This window comes from Collinsella sp. AM28-11LB (assembly GCF_003469895.1).
Lineage (GTDB): Bacteria > Actinomycetota > Coriobacteriia > Coriobacteriales > Coriobacteriaceae > Collinsella.
Genome location: NZ_QSKJ01000011.1, coordinates 1 through 17,781, shown reverse-complemented (window position 1 = coordinate 17,781; position 17,781 = coordinate 1). Strand labels below are relative to the sequence as shown.

The following is a 17,781-nucleotide window of genomic DNA, read 5'->3' as shown; positions in this document are numbered from 1 at the left end:
GCCCAGACGGGCTCTCGCTGACTTTTTCTCTACCCGCAAAGCTTTAGGGACTCAGCGGCTTGTAATGCCGCTGGCATTCGCCCAGATAAAACCTTCCAAAATTAACATCCCTTTTTGGCAGGTTTAGAGCTCCACGCTTTCGGCGCCGTTGATATGGAGGTCACGCTCGTAGAAGGCGGTGAGGGCGCGGATGGCACACATCACGTCGCGCACGCCGCCGGTCTCGTAGCTCGAGTGCATGGCCAGCTGCGGCAGGCCCACGTCCACAGCGTGCATACTCGCCTGCATGTTCGACAGGTTGCCCAGGGTGGAGCCGCCGGCCATATCGCTCTTGTTGGCGAAGGCCTGCGTGGGTACGTCGGCGTCGTCGCAAATAGCCTGGAACACCGCGCGGCTAAAGGCATCGGTGCAGTAGTGCTGGTTGGCGGCCTCCTTGATGACGATGCCGCCGTTGAGCACAACCTGGTTCCGGGCGTCGCACTTCTCGGCGTGGTTGGGGTGCACGGCATGCGCGTTGTCGCAGCTCACGAGCATCGAAGCGGCAAGCGCACGGTGGTACGACTCGTCGTCGAAGCCCAGCGATCCGTTAATGCGGCGCAGCGCGTCGGCCAAGAACGTCGACATGGCGCCTTGCTTGGTCTCGGAGCCAACCTCCTCGTTATCAAAGCAGCAGAAGACCGAAACGTCGTGCGCGTTCTCAGCTCCCAAAAATGCCTGCAGCGAGGTGTAGGCGCAGGCCAGGTTGTCGAGCTTGGGCGTCGAGATAAACTCGTCTGCCCAGCCCCAAATGCGCGCATCCTGGCGGTTGACCAGGAACAAATCGCGGCCCAAAATCTGCTCGGGCTCAACATCCAGCTCGTCGGCGATCAGGGCGTCAAAGTCGCCCTGCTTAAGGTCGCCAGCGCTGATGAGAGGGCACAGGTCAACGGCTCGGTTGGGCGCAAAGCCCTCGTTAACGCCGCGGTTCATATGGATGGCAAGGCTCGGGATGATGGCGACTTCGCGCTCGGTAGCGAGCAAACGACTCTCAATACGGTCGCCCTCGCGTACCAACACGCGGCCCGCGAGTGCCAGCGGACGGTCGAACCAGGTGTAGTCGATCATGCCGCCGTATGCCTCGGTGTTCAGGCGCAGCGTTTCGCCCGCGCCGTCGAGCTCGGGCACGGCCTTGACCTTAAACGTCGGCGAGTCGCTGTGCGACGCCGTAAGCTGAAAATGGTAGTCGCCGGCAACGCCGTCCTCGCCCCACGTAGCAGCCAGGTCCTCGCCCACTTTAAAGGCAACAACGCTCGAGGTATTGCGCTGCGTGTAATAACGCCCGCCCGGCTCGATGTCCCACGCCGCATTCTCGGGCAGGTAGGTAAAGCCCGTCTCGTCGAGCTCGGCCATAATGGTCGCCGCCGTATGGAACATGCTGGGGCATGCCTCGATAAAGTCGATGAGGTCGTTGGCGGCCTCGATATCGTCGGCCGTCACATGCGCGCGCTCGGGCGTTTGCTGATCCGTCATGCTCTCCCCTTTCGCTGGGTTGATGGTCCCCTCCAGCATACCCCGCCGCGCCAGTGCCGTGCCTTTCACTCCATGTTTAATCCCGCGCCGCTCGCCAAGTTGAGCCATCATGCCCGCACTCCTTTTGCGACAATTACGCTAACAGGACGAAAGGAGCCGTCATGAAGCCACGTAACATTGCCATCGCCTGCGGTGTCGCGGGAGTCGCCGTCGGCCTTGCTGCTGCCACCGGTATCGTTTATCACAAACAAATCAAGTCCGCCACGTCGCTCAAACGCTTGACCGGCAACGCGGATGGCTATGACCTGTACGCAATCGACATCGCTTACGACTACGACCTTGACCGCATCATCGCAACCGATGTGCGCGATGACCAGGCCTACATTGATGCTGTGGTGGCGCAGGTGTTGCCCGGCGTGCCGGCACATGTCCAGGCGCCCCAGTTTGCCTGCAGCGCTTTTGTCGCCGTGGATGGCGAAGGCCGTGTTCGCACCGGTCGCAATTACGACTTTAAGGACGACACCTCGGCGCTGCTGGTGCGCAATCACCCACGCGGCGGCCATGCCTCCATCGGGTTTGCCGCCCTTAACAACCTGGGCGATAACACTCCGCTTGACTCCGTCGGCGGACGCGCTGCGGCGTTGATGGGCCCGTTTGCCCAGCTCGACGGCGTCAACGAATGTGGCGTGTCCATTGCCGTGCTCACCCTGGATTCCAAACCCTGTGACCAGGACACGCAGCGCCCCGTCATCAACACTTCGCTCGCCATCCGTCTGGTGCTCGACCGCGCGGCCACCACGCAGGAGGCCGTCGACCTGCTTTCTGCCTACGACATGCACGCCATGGCCGGACGCGACTACCACTTCTTTATCAACGACGCCGCCGGTGACGCGCGCGTAGTAGAGTGGAATCCGCGCGATCCGGACCGCGCTTTCAAAGCGACTCCTGTACGCCAGGTTACGAACTTCTACGCCTGCTATGGCGACGAAGTGCTGCCCAACCAAAAGAATGGCGAGCTGGGCCATGGTAAAGAGCGCGCCGTCGCAATCGCCGATGTCCTCGACGCCCATGCCGGCACCCAAGACGAGGCAGTCGCTTGGAAGGCCCTACGCGCTGCAGCGCAAGAGCCCAATCCGGAAGACATCACCAGCAACACGCAGTGGTCGGTCGTCTTTGACAACACCGAGCCCGCTGCCGCCATCACGCTGCGCCGCCATTGGGGCGACGTCGACGCCTTCGCGTTGTAAGGAGCCAGGCCCGTCGTCCTTACGCTCGCCTGACGCTGCTTACATTTCTATACGCTTGAGCTAACACGTTTTACCCCTATATCAACAGTGTGCGGGGGTAAACTTATGCGCATGTTATAACTTGCCCGGAAGGATTCATCATGCTTAGGATCGGTCTTCTTACCAGTGGCGGCGACTGCCAGGCGCTCAACGCCACCATGCGCGGCATTGTCAAAACGCTCATGACCAATAGCGAAGAGCCTATCGAGATCTATGGTTTTGAGGACGGCTACCAGGGCCTTATCTACAGCAGGTTCCGCGTTATGACTCCCGCCGATTTTAGCGGCATCCTCACCCGCGGCGGCACCATTCTAGGCACGAGCCGCACGCCGTTCAAGCGCCTGGACATTCCCGAGGCTGACGGCGTCGAAAAGGTGCCCGCGATGGTCCACACCTATCACAAGCTGCAGCTCGACTGCCTGTTTATGCTGGGCGGCAACGGCTCCACCAAGACTGCCAACCGCCTGCGCGAAGAGGGCCTCAACGTTATCGCCCTGCCCAAGACCATCGATAACGACACCTGGGGCACCGAGATGACGTTTGGCTTTACGAGCGCCATCGACGTCGCCACCAAGTGCATCGACGACATCCACACCACCGCCTCGAGCCACGGCCGCGTGTTCGTCATCGAAATCATGGGCCACAAGGTTGGCTGGATCCCGCTGTACGCTGGCGTCGCGGGCGGCGCGGATGTCATCTTGATTCCCGAGATCCCCTACGACATGGATAACGTCATCAAGACCATTGAGCATCGCATGGAGACCGGCAGCCGCTTTACCATCGTGGCCGTCGCCGAGGGCGCTATCTCCAAGGAGGACGCGGCGCTGTCCAAGAAGGAGTACAAGAAGAAGCTCGCCGAGCGTACGAGCCCGTCGATTGTCTACGACATCGCCAAGGAGATCGAGGCCAAGACCGGTCGCGAGACCCGCGTCGCCATCCCCGGTCACACGCAGCGCGGCGGTCAGCCCGACGCCCAGGACCGCATCTTTGCGACCCAGTGCGGCGTCGAGGCGGCACTGGGCTGCCTACGCGGCGAGTTTGGCTACATGATTGCCCTGCGTGACGGCAAGATGTGCCACATGCCGCTCGAGGATGTCGCCGGCAAGCTCAAGTTTGTCGACCCCCAGAGCGACCTGGTGCGCGAGGCCAAGGCATTGGGCATCAGCTTCGGCGACGAATAGCCTCGGCCGAAACCCATCCCATCGGGCCCTCCGACCCCGCCCGACGTATTTCGATTTGGCTCCTCCCTTGACTCCGTCAAAGGTCGCCAATCGAAATCGTCGGGCGGGGTCGGAGGGCCCTGCGTTTACATACTCGCCGAGGCTATTCGTCTTCTTGCTGCAAGTGCGTGGGCTGAGATTTTGGGATGTTGCAGGCTCTTAGCTGAGAGTAGCACTGACATTTGTCCTGAAATGGCTGGTCGTTAGGGGTTGCTACCGGTAGTTGCGGTAGGGTTGGAGCAGATTCTAACTAGAAATGGTGGTCGCTACTGGTTGTTCTCGGCATACTCGGCTCATTCGATTACGGTCACCACATGAAAGGAACTGTTATGGATCTTGCGATGGCGCAGCAGCTCGTTGATCGCCGCAAGGCTGCCGGGCTTTCTCAGGAGGCGCTTGCCGCCCAGCTGGGTGTGAGTCGTCAGGCTGTCAGTAAATGGGAGCGCAGCGAATCCTCACCCGATACCGATAACCTTATTGCGCTCGCCGCGCTGTATGGCGTGTCGCTGGATGAACTGCTGTATGGAGAGGCGGTGGATAGCACTGATGACTCGCAGACTGATGATGAGGCACAGAACAGCAACGCCGGCACCAAAGCTCCAGATGGGGCTGAAGAGGCTGAGGCTTCTACTGAGCACGCTGATTGCAGCGATAAGCCACTTGTCGATATTTCCCTCGCGCGCGGCATCCACGTTATTGATCCCAACAAAGGCGAAGAGGTCCATGTTGGCTGGAGTGGCATCCATGTGGCTAACGAGCGCAAGGGTGAAGAGGTCCATGTGGGGCCAGGCGGATTGCATATCGATACGCTAGAGGACGATGGACATAACGTGCATACCAATGACGATGGCACCGTCACCATCGACGGCGAGACGTTTTCCAGCTGGAAGGAAGCACACGACAAGCTCGACCATCATGGCAAGCATTTCCACACCAAGGTCGGTCGTGCGTGGAACAAGTTTCCCTTCCCCGCACTTGTCGCTCTCGCCTATCTGGTGCTCGGCATTGTCTACGGCACATGGGGCATGGGGCTTTTCCTCGTCTTTCTGGTTCCCGTCTACTACGCGATTGGTGACTTCATCGATCGGCGCCACCTGTCTAAGCTGATCGAGGCCATCTACCCGGCAGCCGCCATCGCTTGGTTCCTCTACATGTGGCTCTGTTTGGGACAGCCCCATCCTGCATGGATCATCCTCATCACGATTCCCGTCATAAAGGCGCTCATGCGCTGGTGCCGCAAACAATGGAAGCACCGCAAACAGGCCTAACACGCTCCGACCCACCAGCACCCAACCACCCCCGCCCTTCTCCTAAGTTGCGGTGAGATAGGGACTGTTTCGAAGTTCCAAAGCGCCAAACAGTCCGTATATCACCACAACTTACAAACAACTGGGTCAGTTCCGGCACGGAGATTAGCATTGAGCTGACCGCGCGCCAAGAAAAGGGCCTATTTACTACGTTTAACTCGAGAGGGCCGACCATACCCGCCTTTTCCGAAAAATGGCAAGCCCTCTACCTGCGGTTTTAATTTCATAATCTTTGTCATGGTCGAGGGTGTGGTAGCAAACGTAGTAGATAGGCCCGTTTTGTGGCATACGACCCATTCAAGCCCAATCTCGAAGGCTAAAGAGAGCCTCTCATCCACGCCTGGGAGCGAAAACCAAATAGAATGAAAGGCAAATGGAAAGCCCGTTTGACGAGCGGAGGACATATGCGCGACGTAGCCGAAAGCGACTGGAAGCTGTTTAAGAAAATGCTTCCTCAATGGCAAGAACGTTATATGGAAAAGCTCATCGCCCAGTACGTTGAGATGCTGAACGGCGACAGCGAAGCGTCCAGTAGATTTTGGGCATTAGAAGAGCGCCTCAATAGAGACAAGCTGTCCTCAGGCGTAATCGCAAACAACATTCGCCGCAGCACAATGCACCGCGAGATAGCCAATTTGCTTATCGACAGCGTGATCACCCTTGACGACCTTGACGGTTTTACCGAGGACATTAAGAGCTATGCGCAACGCTGGATTGGGCAGTAAGAGCACTGAACGACAGACCTCCCCAGCAAAACGGGGCAAACGCTGGGCCACCTAATGGTTGTCCGGCGTTCGCCCAGATAAAACCTGCCAAAATAACCCTGTCCCTTTTTGGCAGGTTACTCGGCGCTCTTGAGGGCGCCGACCATGTCGATCTTGTTGAGCGTTCGGTTGGTGGCGAGGTTGACGATGATCGTAAAGCCGAAGGAAAGCACCACGGCAAGCACGTAGCTCAGCGGCTCGACTTCGACGTCAAAGTACAGCGACGGCATCTGCAGGATGTACGTAAAGCTCTCGGCAAGCAGGCCACCCAGCGGCACGCCCAGCGCGGCACCAATCGCCGTCAAAATCAGCGTCTCCTTGTTAACGTAGTGGTGCACCTCGCCACGACGGAAGCCCAGCACCTTGATAGTCGCCAGCTCGCGTTCGCGCTCCGAGATGTTGGTATTAGACAACGTAAATACCACCACAAACGACAGGCACGCCGCCATAAAGGTCACAAGCACCACGACCGAATTGATAATCGTAAAGTTTGCCTCATAGTTTTCCCAATGCTCGGCGGTACTCGACAGCGTAATCCAACCATCGCTCTTAAGACGGTTGGTAAACGCAATCTGATCGGCCGACGAACCCTTAAGCAGCGCAAGGATGCCGTTGAGGCGCGCGCTTCGACCGAACGCGCTCTCATAGGTGCTCTGCGTCATATAGAGCGTGTTGCCCAGATAGTTAAGCGAAATGTCGCTGACTTTGACCTTGGCAACATTGAGCGACGAATCCTGGACGTGAGCCGTGTCACCCGGCTTGATCCCCAGCACCAGCTGAGAGCTCTTGCTCAAATACACATCACCGTCGCGCAGGGCGAGCGGTTCTTCGGACTCGTCCTCGAGACACACGTAGTCGTCCAGGTCGTTCGTGCGGTCATCGGGCACCACGATCAGTTGCACGGTCTCGCTCTTGCCGCCAAATGTAAAGGTGACGTTGTCGGTCATAATCGGCAGCGTCGAAGTCACGGTCACGTCGGAATCCTTGGCTGCGCTTCGCTCGTCGAGCGCCGCGCACGTCTGCGGAAAATCGTCGGGATTGGCGACCGCTAGCAGGTCATAGCGCGTGATATGCCCGTACTGCTTGGGCGAAAGCGCCACCGATGTATCGCGGATGCCCATACCGCAGATCACGAGCGCCGTGCAGCCCGCGATGCCAAAGATGGTCATAAAGGCGCGCTTTTTGTAGCGGAATAGGTTACGTGCAGCGACCTTATTTAAGAAGCCCATGCGGCGCCAGATAAAGCCGATGCGCTCGAGCAAGATGCGCGAGCCGGCGCGCGGGGCCTTGGGGCGCATGAGCGAGGCCGGGGTCTCGGCCATCTCGTGGCGGCAGGCGATAATCGTGGCGCCCACCACGCCCACGGCGAACAGCGCCACCGAAACGATCGAGGACACGATGTCGTACGAAAGCAGCATCTGGGGCAGCGAGTACATGTCGTCGAATACCGTAAACAAGAACAGCGGCAGGCCCACAAATCCAATGATGTTGCCCAGCACGCCGCCAATCAGGCAAGCCCACAGCGCATAGTCCACGTATTTGGACAGGATACGCCCGCGTGAATAGCCGAGTGCCTTGTACAGACCGATGAGCGTGCGCTCCTCCTCGACCATACGCGTGGCGGTGGTGAGACTGATGAGCACAGCGACGATAAAGAAGATGAACGGGAAAACCGTGGCGATGGCCTCGATCGAGGAGCTATCGCTCTCGACGCTCGAGTAGCTCGCGATGTTGCCGCGGTCCTGGATGTACCAGGTGCATTCGCCAAGGTCGGAAATCTCGGCGCGGGCATCGGCAAACTGCTGGTCGGCGGCGGCACGGCGCTGGTCCAGGTCGGCTTGCGCCTGCGCACGCTCCTCGCTGCCCTCGGCCATACGATCGATGTTGTCCTGTTCAATCCCAAAGAGCATATTCGCTTGGCGCTCGGCCGCATCCAAACTTGCCGGCGTATCGACCGTCAACTCTTGAGCACGTGCCTTTTCGCGTCCGTCGCGGATCTTATCGATACTGCCCTTGACCTCATTAATCTTTGTCGTGTAGGCATCCGAATAGGAATTGAGGCTCTTAGCCCCCTCGACGGTCACGTGAACCGCGGAGTAGGAAGAAGATGTCGCGGCATCCTCGCTCACATAGAACTTATAGTCCGCAGCCGAGGCGGCACGAAAGGCATTGACGGTCGAGTCGGAGCTCACATCGGTGGGGTCAAGGACCTCAGCCGTAATGGTGTAATCACCCGCGGCGAACTGATCCTTGGCACTTTGATTAGACGAGCTCGCATCGTTGGCGGCAAAGCTCACCGTATCGCCGATTTTCTTGCCCGAAGCCTTCAAAAAACGCGAGGTCACCGCGACCTCGCCGGCACGCTCGGGCAAATCGCCGCTCACCAGCACCGGCTGATCGATATTCTCCCTGGAAAGGCTCTGGACGACCACGCGCTCGCGCGTTGTACCCACGGCGGTGTAGGCGGTCTCGGTGTAGATGCCCTCGGCTGTCTCGACGCTGTCGACCTCTTGAATGGCCGCAAGATCGTCGCGCGTAAGGCCATAGGTCGACTGCACGTTAATGTCATAGACATTCTGCTGGTCAAAGTAGGCGTCAACCGAATCGCACAGGTCCTCGCAGCCCGCCTTAAGGCCACACATCACACTCACGCCAAGCGCCGTGATGACCACGATGGACAAGAAGCGCTTAAGACCGCCTCGGATTGTGCGGTAGATGCCACGGCGAAACACCGTCGGCACCATGTCGTTTGAACTTTGGGCAGTGCGGTAGGTCGCGAACTCTCGGTCGCGACCGACGTGCTCCGTATCACGGTTTTGGCTGTTTTGGCGATCCTGGTCCATGGGCGCTACCACTCGATCGTCTCGATAGGTACAGGATTTTGCTGGACAGTCTCGCTCTCCACGCGGCCGCTCTTAAAGCGGATCAGGCGATCGGCCATGGGCGCCAGCGCGGAGTTGTGGGTGATGATAATGACCGTAATGCCTTGCTTGCGACAGGTGTCCTGCAACAGCTGCAGAATCTGCTTGCCGGTTTTGTAGTCGAGCGCGCCCGTGGGCTCGTCGCAAAGGAGCAGCTTAGGGTTCTTGGCCAGCGCGCGGGCAATGGACACGCGCTGCTGCTCTCCTCCCGAAAGCTGCGCAGGAAAGTTGGCGAGGCGCTCGCCCAGGCCGACCTGGCAAAGCGTTTGCTCGGCATCGAGCGAATCGGGGCAGATTTGCGCCGCGAGCTCGACGTTTTCGAGTGCCGTCAGGTTGGGGACCAGATTGTAGAACTGGAAAACAAAGCCGACGTCGGCGCGGCGGTATTCCACGAGCTGCGCCTCGTTGGCGGAGCTCACGTCGCGCCCGTCCACCGTCACGGTGCCGGAGGTCGCCGTATCCATGCCGCCCAGAATGTTGAGCGCCGTGGTCTTGCCGGCACCCGAAGCACCAAGAATGATGGCGAGCTCGCCGCGCTCGACCGTAAAGCTCGCGCCGTCGAGCGCGTGGATGCGGGCGTCGCCCTCGCCGTATGCCTTGATGACGTCTTTGAATTCAATATAGGCCATCGATTAATTCCCATCTGGTCGGATAACTCTTTAGTATTACCCATTTCCCACCCACCAAAAAGGGACAGGCTCATTTTGGCAGGTTTTATACGGGGGAATGGCGGGTGTGGGCGAGGCATTGAGGCTACCCAAGTCAACCATTTGACCCAAGCCTCGCCCACCGCTATGATGCCGCTTCGGAATGAATGTCTCCGCTGGGTGCGCTAGCTAAGCTGTCGCGTCACCCTAAACCGCCTTGTTGCTGATGACTTCTGCTGTTACGTGGTGCCTCCTAGGTATCACGCCGCGGCAGGAGTCTTTTTTGTTTTGGAGGAGAAGTGTCAGAAAGCAGCACATCGAGCAGGATTAAACGCCTGGTCAACACCTATAGCGGCCTCGTGCTTATGGGCGCTGCCGGAATCCCCGTCGGCATTATCGTTGGCGCCATCTGCGCGCTCTTTGGTCGCGTGCTTCTGGCGATTGGCACCTTCCGTGACGAGCACATCACTCTGCTCCTTCCCCTCCTCGCCCTCGCGGGCCTTGCCATCGTGTTTGCCTACCGCACTTGGGGCAAAGGCACCGAACGCGGCATGAGCTTAGTATTCGACGTAGGCCACGGGCGCGAAGACGCTATCTCCCCGCGCTTGGTGCCGCTCATTATGCTGAGCACGTGGGGAACGCACCTCTTTGGCGGCAGCGCGGGACGCGAGGGCGTGGCCGTGCAGATCGGTGCAACCGTCTCACATTGGATCGGCCGACACCTACTTTTCCGAGACCCCGGCAACACGTTTTTGCTTATCGGCATGGCTGCCGGCTTTGCCGGGCTCTTTCGAACGCCTCTTGCTGCCACGGTCTTTGCTATCGAAGTACTGGTCGCAGGACGCATGGAATACCGCGCGCTGTTTCCCGCGCTTACGGCCTCGCTCGCCGCAAGTATGACCTCCGGCGCCCTAGGACTCGAGAAGTTCGAGGTCGCCGTTACCGCCTCGTATGCGCTCGACCTCCCCGGTCTTGGACGGCTAGCGCTGTTGGGTATCGCGTTTGGTATGGTAGGCGGCGCTTTTGCCTGGTGCCTTGCCCATGCCAAGACCCTTGCAGCACGGCTGTTCCCCAACCCTTACATACGCGTTGCCGTTATGGGCCTTGCACTGTCGGCGATTCTGTTCGTACTGTGGCAGGGGCGATACTGCGGCCTTGGCACAAACCTGATATCGGCAGCGCTGGACGACAACGGCAAGATTGCCATCATGCCTTGGGACTGGGCGCTCAAATTCGCACTCACCATCGCCACGCTTGCCGCAGGATATCAAGGTGGTGAGGTAACGCCGCTGTTCTCTATCGGAGCAAGCCTGGGTGTCGTGCTCGCCGGAATTCTCGGCATGCCCGTCGAGTTCTGCGCCGCGCTGGGCTACGCCGCCGTCTTTGGCGGCGCCACCAACACGCTGCTCGCGCCAATCCTTATCGGTTGCGAGGTCTTCGGTTTCGGTAATCTGCCGGCGTTCTTCATCGTCTGCGTTGTGGCTTACCTATTCAACATGGATAAGTCCATCTACGCCCTGCAGGAGCGGGCGTAGATCGATGTCCAGGCAGGTGGTCTCAACCGGAAACGGCGTCCCACTCTGAGGCTGTATTCCGGGGCACGGTTTCCGCTCGGGACGCCATTCGGAAAGCGCATCCCGCTTTATAACAGAATTCCGGAACGTGGTTTCCGTCTGAGCCTCCATTCGGAAAGCGTGTCCCGTTCTTTCACGGCATCTTGGCTATGCAAAGTGCTCGAGCGTTACTCCTCGTACGCGCCCTCAAGCCGCAGCAGCCACTCCTTGCGGTCAAGGCCGCCAGCATATCCGTTGAGCGAACCATCGGCGGCAACCACGCGATGGCACGGCACAATAATCGAAATGGGATTACGCGCGACCGCGGCCCCCACGGCACGGGGAGACACAACGGGTGCCTCATTTCCCGGCACACGATGTCGAGCCGCAACACGCTGGGCGATCTCGCCATACGTAGCGACCTCGCCACGCGGAATTGAAAGCAGCTCGTACCAAACTTCACGCTGAAACGCCGTGCCAATCATATGCAACGGCGGCGTAAACCGAGGCTCCTGCCCCGCAAAATAAGCATTCAGCCAAGCCCAGGAACGCTCAAGCACCGAAGAAGCCGCACCATTTGCCGGACTCACCGAAGACATCCCACCGGCACCAGAAACCGCATCGGCACCTTCAACACGTTCCGCATCCTCTTTGAGCAGCGTGGAGCCAAAGTGCTCCTGTCCCTCAAACCAAAGCCCCGTCAGACCGCGGCCATCAGCGGCAAGCAAGATTTCGCCCAAAGGCGAAGCAAACGTCGTCGTGACCACCAGCGGCTCCTTTCAAAACTCCGCAACATAATACCGCGAATTGTGCAGACAACCCCAATCGACCCCAAAGTCACCCAAGGCAGCAGGTGCGCGGCGCCGCAGCTGCCGGCCGCGCTCCGCAGTCCCCAAAGGCGGCAGGCGCGAAGCGCCGAGGCCGCCGCCCGGACCAGGGCCCGCAACAACCACGTGCCCCCACATCAGCCCAGCGGCCCCAACCAACAACGGCCCCATCGCAGGCCGCTCGCAGCAGCGTCACCGCAGGCGGGGGCCGGGCTTAGTTTTCAGAACACTCCGCAGACCAGTGTGACGCCTTGTCCGCGGCTCCGAAGGAGCAGGACAAGGCGCCACACATGGTCGAGGACGTTCTGAAAACTAAGCCCGGCCCCCGCCGGACAGGTCACACTACTCGCAGAGCAGCTTAGCGATCTGGACGGCGTTGGTTGCCGCGCCCTTACGGATTTGGTCGCCGCAGCACCAGAAGGTGATGCCGCGCGCAGCCTCGGGGTTCGAGATGTCGCGACGCACGCGACCGACCCAGATCAGGTCCTGGTCGGACGTATCCATCGGCATGGGGAAGCGGTCGTGTGCATCCTCGGCAGCCATATCGTCAACCAGCTTCACGCCCGGGGCAGAAGCCAGCGCAGCACGGACCTCCTCGACCGTAATGTCGCGCTCGAACTCGAGCGTAATGCTCTCGGAGTGCGAACGCAGCACGGGCACGCGCACGCAGGTGCAGTTCACGCGCAGATCGGGCAGGTGCATGATCTTGCGGCCCTCGTTTTGCAACTTCATCTCCTCGGAGGTAAAGCCCTCTTCCTTGACGCCGCCAATCTGCGGAATCAGGTTGCTCGCCAGCTGGGCGGCAAATGCACGCGGCTCGGGAATCTCCTCGCCACGGCCCAGAGCGGCCAGCTGAGCCTCGAGCTCGGCCATGCCGGGGGCACCAGCGCCCGAAGCCGCTTGGTACGTCGAGACGATCATGCGCTTCACGCCGGCGAGCTGATGTAGCGGCCACGTAGGAACCAGACCGATGATGGTCGCGCAGTTGGGGTTGGCGATCAGGCCGTGGTGCCACTTAATGTCATCGGCGTTAATCTCGGGCACGACCAGCGGCACCTCGGGATCCAGACGGAAGGCATGGCTGTTGTCGACCACGACGGCACCGCGCTTGACGGCCTCGGGCAGCAGCTCCTTGGCGATATCGTCGCCGGCAGCGCCGAGCACGATGTCGCAGTCCTCAAAAGCCTCGGGGCAAGCCTCCTCAATCACAACCTGCTCGCCGCGGAACTCGACGGTCTTGCCCGCAGAGCGCGCGCTCGCCAGCAGCTTGAGCTTACTGACCGGAAACTCCTGCTCGTTGAGGCACTCGAGCATCTGGGTGCCCACAGCTCCCGTCGCGCCCAAAATAGCAACCGTGTACTGTTTCATGCTTCCCCCTTTAAAGGTTGTGGCTATCGCCCGCACGCCAAGCAGGCCGGATATTCTTGCCCAGTTTATACAAGAACGGGGCGGATACAAAACCCGCCCCGTCGAAACGAAACCGAAACGAAACGCCCGGCAGTAGATTTTTGGGACATCCTAAAAATCTACCGGGACGGAAACTACTTGTGGAGTGCGGCCAGGGCAGGCTCGAGCGGCTCGGCGGGCTCCAGATCGGAGACCTTCACAATGCCGTTTTCGTCGGAGAAGGCACGGTAAATGGTCTGAATCGCCAGGTCGAAGTCCTTCTCCTCGACACCGATAATGATATTGATCTCGTCACAGCTCTGCGAAATCATGCGCACGCTCACGCCGGCCTGGCCGAGCATGCCAAACAGATGGCCCGAGATACCTGCACGACCGCGCAGGTTACGACCGACGGTAGCAATAAGTGCCAGACCCTCAACGACCTCGATCTCGAGCGGCTCGACTTCCTGTTGAATGTCGCCCACAAGCGAGTACAGCGAATCGTGCACATCCTGCTCCTGCACCACGGCGCCAAAGCGATCGACGCCGGTGGGCATGTGCTCAACGGAAACGTCATAGCGCTCGAACACCGAAAGCGCGCGGCGCATAAAGCCGACGCGGGGCTTGGTGCGGTCGCGGGCCACATTGATGGCGACAAAGCCGCGCTTGCCGGTCACGCCGGTAATGATGGGCTCTGCCTCGCCCTCGTCAGCCGTCTCGCTAATGATGGTGCCGGGGTCCTGCGGCGCATTGGTGTTCTTGATGACCAGCGGAATACCCGCCTCACGCACAGGAAACACGGCCTCCTCGTGCAGGACGCTTGCGCCCATGTACGAAAGCTCACGCAGCTCCTCGTAGGTAACGCGGGCGATGGGCTGCGCCTCGGGCACAATACGCGGATCGGCAGAATAGAAGCCCGAAACGTCGGTCCAGTTCTCGTACAGATCGGCGCCCAGGCACTTGGCCAGAATCGAGCCGGAAATATCGCCGCCGCCACGATCGAGCAGCTTGATCTGACCCTCACGCGTCGCGCCATAGAAACCGGGCATGACAAAGCCGCCCTGCTGGCCGTACTCCTGCACCAGCTCGGCTGTGCGGTTCATGCTGAGCGTACCGTCATGATGGAACGCAACAACCGTCGCGGCATCCAGGAACGGCAGACCCAGGTACTCGGCCATCAGACGGGCGGTAAAGTACTCGCCGCGGCTCACAAGCTCCTCAGTGGAGTAGCCACCGGAGCGAGCACGCTCGGCAAAGGCAGCAAACTCTTCGCGGATGGGATAGGTGAGCTCCAACTCGTCAGCGATATCAAAGTAGCGCTGGCCAATGTCCTCGAGCAGTTCCTCGCACGACACGTGGTACTTAACGTGCGCGTTAACCAGGTAAAGCAGGTCGGTCACCTTGGTGTCGCCCTTAAAACGGCGACCGCAGGCAGAAACCACCACAAAACGGCGGGCAGGGTCGGCATCGACGATGGCCTTGATCTTCTTAAAGTGTTCGGCGTCGGCGACCGACGAGCCGCCAAACTTGGCAATCTTAATCATGGGCTGGAGGTTACCTTTCTAAAAAGCCTCTGCGAACCTATTTTGCGCGCTCTGATACCATGGTTTCACCGATTGGGACCAAGGCATCCGAGGAGCAGTGTTATATGGGAACTTATCATAGTACACGAGGACGCACTTTATCGTGCTCAAGTAAGGTGGCAATCCGTACTGGCATCGCTCCCGACGGGGGTTTGTTTGTCTCGGACGAGCTCGGCACCCAGCAGGTCGATATCAGCTCGCTTGCAGATAAATCGTACTTTGAAATCGCTCAAGATGTGTTGGGAATGTTACTGAATGATTACACGGCCGAAGAAATTTCGGCGTGTGTCGACGAAGCATACCGCGGCACGTTCGCGAGCGAAGAGGTTACGCCGCTCGTCAAACTCGATGCCGCACCGGGCGCCGACGCCCCTCAGACCTATGTGATGGAGCTCTTTGGCGGCCCCACGAGCGCCTTTAAGGACGTCGCCCTGCAGATGCTCCCCCGCCTGATGGCCCGCACCTCCGCCAAAGAAGGCGGCGCCGAGCGCATCATGATCGTCACCGCCACGTCAGGCGACACGGGCAAGGCCGCACTCGCTGGTTTTGCCGACGCTCCGGGCACGGGCATCACCGTCTTTTATCCCGAGGGCAAGGTCAGCCGCGTCCAGAATCTGCAGATGTCCACGCAGGAGGGCGACAACGTCGCCGTCTGCGGTATCCGCGGCAACTTTGACGACGCCCAGAGCGCCGTCAAGCGCATCTTTGCCGATAAGGAGCTGGCCGAGCGCCTGGAGGCCGCCGGCACGGTGCTTTCGAGCGCCAACTCCATCAACGTCGGCCGCCTGGTGCCGCAGGTCGTCTACTACTTTGCCGCCTATGCGCAGCTGCTGCGCGCCGCCGCTATCGAGGCTGGCGACGCCGTAGAGTTCTGTGTGCCGACCGGCAACTTTGGCGATATCTTGGCCGGCTACTACGCCAAGCGCATGGGTCTGCCCGTCGCCAAGCTCGTCGTGGCGAGCGACAAGAACAACGTGCTGGCCGACTTCCTGGCCACCGGCGTCTACGACCGCAACCGTCCGTTCTTCACGACCATCTCGCCGTCGATGGACATCCTTATCAGCTCCAACCTGGAGCGTATGCTCTACTTCCTGTCCGATGGCGACTGCGAGCTCGTTGCCGGCCTTATGGAGCAGCTGGCACAGACCGGTCGCTACGAAGTGCCCGCCGAGCTGCTGGCCAAGATCCAAAGTGTGTTTGGCTGCGGTTGGGCCAGCGAGGACGAGGTCCACACTGCCATCAAGAGCTGCTGGGACGCCAACGGCTACGTGATCGACCCGCACACCGCTTGCGGCTATCACGTCTTTGAGCAGGTCGCCCCCGCCGAGGGCGCCAAGGTCCGCGTGCTGCTTTCGACCGCCAGCCCCTACAAGTTCCCGCGCGCCTGCTGCGACGCCCTGGGCCTCGACGTTCCCGAGGACGACTTTGAGGCCATGCGTGTGCTCGAGCAGGCCACCAACACGGTCGCCCCGACCCAGCTCGCCGAACTCGAATCCAAACCCGTCCGCTTCGAAGACGTCTGTGACGTCGATGAGATGGCCAACTACGTAGAGTCTGCAGCAAAAAAGATGACTACCAACTAAAACCCCTTATAAGGCGCCGGCGAAAGCCGGCGCACCTTCTTCCATCAGATAGCCCCCGGGATGATGACGAACGCGCACAGCGTGTCTGGCTGTTTAGTTCGTCGCGAGTTCCGCACGCAAAGGAAAGCACTTAATGTGCTTTCCGTCTTGTGCAGGACTGCCCGAGCAGCGAACTAAACAACCAGGCACGCCAGGAGGACTCACATGATCAAAATCACCGTCCCAGCAACAAGCGCCAACTTGGGTATTGGCTACGATACCCTCGGCATGGCCGTCAGCCTCTACTCGCACTTCACCTTCGAGCGCGCCGACAAACTCACCATCACGGGCTGCCCCGAGGAGTTCCAAAACGAGAATAACCTGGTCTATGTGAGCTTTGTCGATGCTCTGGCCGCCTGGGGCGAGCCGGCATTCCCCGTCGCTATCGACATTCAGACCGACGTGCCCGTCGCCCGCGGCCTGGGTTCCAGCTCCACCTGCGTCGTCGCCGGCATTATGGCTGCCGCCGCGCTGACAGGCCACACCGTCGACCGCGCCGAGCTCGTCCGCATCGCCACCGAGGTCGAGGGCCATCCCGATAACGTCGCCCCCGCTATCCTGGGCGGCGCCGTCTGCTCCTTTACGCCGACCGACTCGCTGCCCCAGTGCCTGCGCTATGAGGTGAGCGATCGCTTGCGTTTTATTACCGTGATTCCGCCCTACGAGGTGCACACGAGCGAGGCGCGCAAAGTCGTGCCGCAGGAGATTCCGCTCTCCACCGCCGTGTGGCAAATGGGCCGCATCGCCGGCATGACGCGCGGCCTGGAGACCGGCGACCTGGACCTTATTGCCGCCGCCAATGACGACCGCATCCAGGAGCCCTATCGTCGCCGCTTGATCCCCGATTACAACGCCGTGCGCGACACCTGCCTGAACGGCGGTGCCAAGACCATCTGGATCAGCGGTTCGGGCTCAACCCTCATGGCCGTAACCGATGACACCATCGTAGCCAAGTTCCTGCAGGTCAAGCTGCGCGAGCAGTTCCCCAAGTGTGAGACGCATATTCTGACGTGCGACACGGAAGGCGCTCAAATCGAATACCTGTAGTCGCCGTACTTTATACCCGCCGGGGAGGCCAGGGGCTTTGCCCCCAAATCGTCCTCGGACATGACAGGACCCCCGCTGCGCACTTCGTGCGGCGGGGGTCCTGCCGTCC

The 17,781-nt window shown here is 60.2% G+C and carries 13 protein-coding genes; 7 read left to right on the top strand and 6 right to left on the bottom strand.

The features are described from left to right. Positions 1 to 123 precede the first annotated feature (123 nt). Positions 124 to 1,509: a M18 family aminopeptidase gene (locus DW732_RS08340; protein WP_233539416.1), complete on the bottom strand. Its 1,386-nt coding sequence runs from the start codon at positions 1,507 to 1,509 to the stop codon at positions 124 to 126. A 161-nt stretch (positions 1,510 to 1,670) separates the two neighbouring features. Here DW732_RS08340 and DW732_RS08335 point away from each other — a divergent pair, with 161 nt between their 5' ends. The 4 genes from DW732_RS08335 to DW732_RS08320 all read left to right on the top strand — a co-directional run bounded on the left by DW732_RS08335 (position 1,671) and on the right by DW732_RS08320 (position 6,047). Further along, positions 1,671 to 2,756, top strand: coding sequence for a carcinine hydrolase/isopenicillin-N N-acyltransferase family protein (locus tag DW732_RS08335; protein WP_118099274.1), 1,086 nt, complete (start codon positions 1,671 to 1,673; stop codon positions 2,754 to 2,756). Positions 2,757 to 2,896: 140 nt separating this feature from the next. After that, positions 2,897 to 3,976 (top strand): 6-phosphofructokinase, encoded by a 1,080-nt coding sequence (locus DW732_RS08330; protein WP_118099273.1) that lies wholly within the window; start codon positions 2,897 to 2,899, stop codon positions 3,974 to 3,976. A 368-nt stretch (positions 3,977 to 4,344) separates the two neighbouring features. After that, entirely contained in the window at positions 4,345 to 5,283 is a 939-nt protein-coding gene (locus DW732_RS08325; RefSeq protein WP_117734239.1) for a helix-turn-helix domain-containing protein, read from the top strand. A 443-nt stretch (positions 5,284 to 5,726) separates the two neighbouring features. After that, positions 5,727 to 6,047 (top strand): multidrug transporter, encoded by a 321-nt coding sequence (locus tag DW732_RS08320; RefSeq protein ID WP_117734238.1) that lies wholly within the window; start codon positions 5,727 to 5,729, stop codon positions 6,045 to 6,047. 116 nt (positions 6,048 to 6,163) lie between these two features. Here the strand turns inward: DW732_RS08320 and DW732_RS08315 are convergent, their stop codons facing one another. Continuing rightward, positions 6,164 to 8,929, bottom strand: a complete 2,766-nt coding sequence (locus DW732_RS08315) for an ABC transporter permease (RefSeq protein ID WP_233539415.1) — start codon at positions 8,927 to 8,929, stop codon at positions 6,164 to 6,166. Positions 8,930 to 8,934: 5 nt separating this feature from the next. Next, positions 8,935 to 9,636 carry an ABC transporter ATP-binding protein gene (locus tag DW732_RS08310; RefSeq protein WP_117743716.1) on the bottom strand — a complete coding sequence of 234 codons (702 nt, stop codon included), beginning with the start codon at positions 9,634 to 9,636 and terminating at the stop codon, positions 8,935 to 8,937. 317 nt (positions 9,637 to 9,953) lie between these two features. Between DW732_RS08310 and DW732_RS08305 the strand changes: the two genes are divergently transcribed. Continuing rightward, positions 9,954 to 11,189 (top strand): chloride channel protein, encoded by a 1,236-nt coding sequence (locus tag DW732_RS08305; RefSeq protein WP_199569777.1) that lies wholly within the window; start codon positions 9,954 to 9,956, stop codon positions 11,187 to 11,189. A gap of 206 nt (positions 11,190 to 11,395) precedes the next feature. On the opposite strand, the gene DW732_RS08300 is transcribed toward DW732_RS08305, so the two are convergent. From DW732_RS08300 to DW732_RS08290, 3 genes are all read right to left on the bottom strand, one after another. Then, on the bottom strand, positions 11,396 to 11,974 hold the full coding sequence (locus tag DW732_RS08300) for a methylated-DNA--[protein]-cysteine S-methyltransferase (RefSeq protein ID WP_233502080.1): 579 nt from the start codon (positions 11,972 to 11,974) through the stop codon (positions 11,396 to 11,398). Between the two features lie 402 nt (positions 11,975 to 12,376). Beyond that, entirely contained in the window at positions 12,377 to 13,402 is a 1,026-nt protein-coding gene (locus tag DW732_RS08295; protein ID WP_118099272.1) for an aspartate-semialdehyde dehydrogenase, read from the bottom strand. 173 nt (positions 13,403 to 13,575) lie between these two features. Continuing rightward, a complete protein-coding gene (locus tag DW732_RS08290; protein WP_118099271.1) occupies positions 13,576 to 14,964 on the bottom strand; it encodes an aspartate kinase in 1,389 nt (462 codons plus the stop codon). Between the two features lie 104 nt (positions 14,965 to 15,068). Here DW732_RS08290 and thrC point away from each other — a divergent pair, with 104 nt between their 5' ends. Continuing rightward, positions 15,069 to 16,586: a threonine synthase gene (gene thrC, locus DW732_RS08285; RefSeq protein WP_118099270.1), complete on the top strand. Its 1,518-nt coding sequence runs from the start codon at positions 15,069 to 15,071 to the stop codon at positions 16,584 to 16,586. A 204-nt stretch (positions 16,587 to 16,790) separates the two neighbouring features. After that, positions 16,791 to 17,672, top strand: coding sequence for a homoserine kinase (thrB, locus tag DW732_RS08280; RefSeq protein ID WP_117563865.1), 882 nt, complete (start codon positions 16,791 to 16,793; stop codon positions 17,670 to 17,672). The last annotated feature ends 109 nt before the right edge of the window (positions 17,673 to 17,781 follow it).

What these genes read in the sequence shown, in the direction of transcription:
- DW732_RS08340 (WP_233539416.1), bottom strand. Translation starts at nt 1,509, where the DNA reads ATGACGGATCAGCAAACGCCCGAGCGCGCGCATGTGACGGCCGACGAT.
- DW732_RS08335 (WP_118099274.1), top strand. Translation starts at nt 1,671, where the DNA reads ATGAAGCCACGTAACATTGCCATCGCCTGCGGTGTCGCGGGAGTCGCC.
- DW732_RS08330 (WP_118099273.1), top strand. Translation starts at nt 2,897, where the DNA reads ATGCTTAGGATCGGTCTTCTTACCAGTGGCGGCGACTGCCAGGCGCTC.
- DW732_RS08325 (WP_117734239.1), top strand. Translation starts at nt 4,345, where the DNA reads ATGGATCTTGCGATGGCGCAGCAGCTCGTTGATCGCCGCAAGGCTGCC.
- DW732_RS08320 (WP_117734238.1), top strand. Translation starts at nt 5,727, where the DNA reads ATGCGCGACGTAGCCGAAAGCGACTGGAAGCTGTTTAAGAAAATGCTT.
- DW732_RS08315 (WP_233539415.1), bottom strand. Translation starts at nt 8,929, where the DNA reads ATGGACCAGGATCGCCAAAACAGCCAAAACCGTGATACGGAGCACGTC.
- DW732_RS08310 (WP_117743716.1), bottom strand. Translation starts at nt 9,636, where the DNA reads ATGGCCTATATTGAATTCAAAGACGTCATCAAGGCATACGGCGAGGGC.
- DW732_RS08295 (WP_118099272.1), bottom strand. Translation starts at nt 13,402, where the DNA reads ATGAAACAGTACACGGTTGCTATTTTGGGCGCGACGGGAGCTGTGGGC.
- DW732_RS08290 (WP_118099271.1), bottom strand. Translation starts at nt 14,964, where the DNA reads ATGATTAAGATTGCCAAGTTTGGCGGCTCGTCGGTCGCCGACGCCGAA.
- thrC (WP_118099270.1), top strand. Translation starts at nt 15,069, where the DNA reads ATGGGAACTTATCATAGTACACGAGGACGCACTTTATCGTGCTCAAGT.
- thrB (WP_117563865.1), top strand. Translation starts at nt 16,791, where the DNA reads ATGATCAAAATCACCGTCCCAGCAACAAGCGCCAACTTGGGTATTGGC.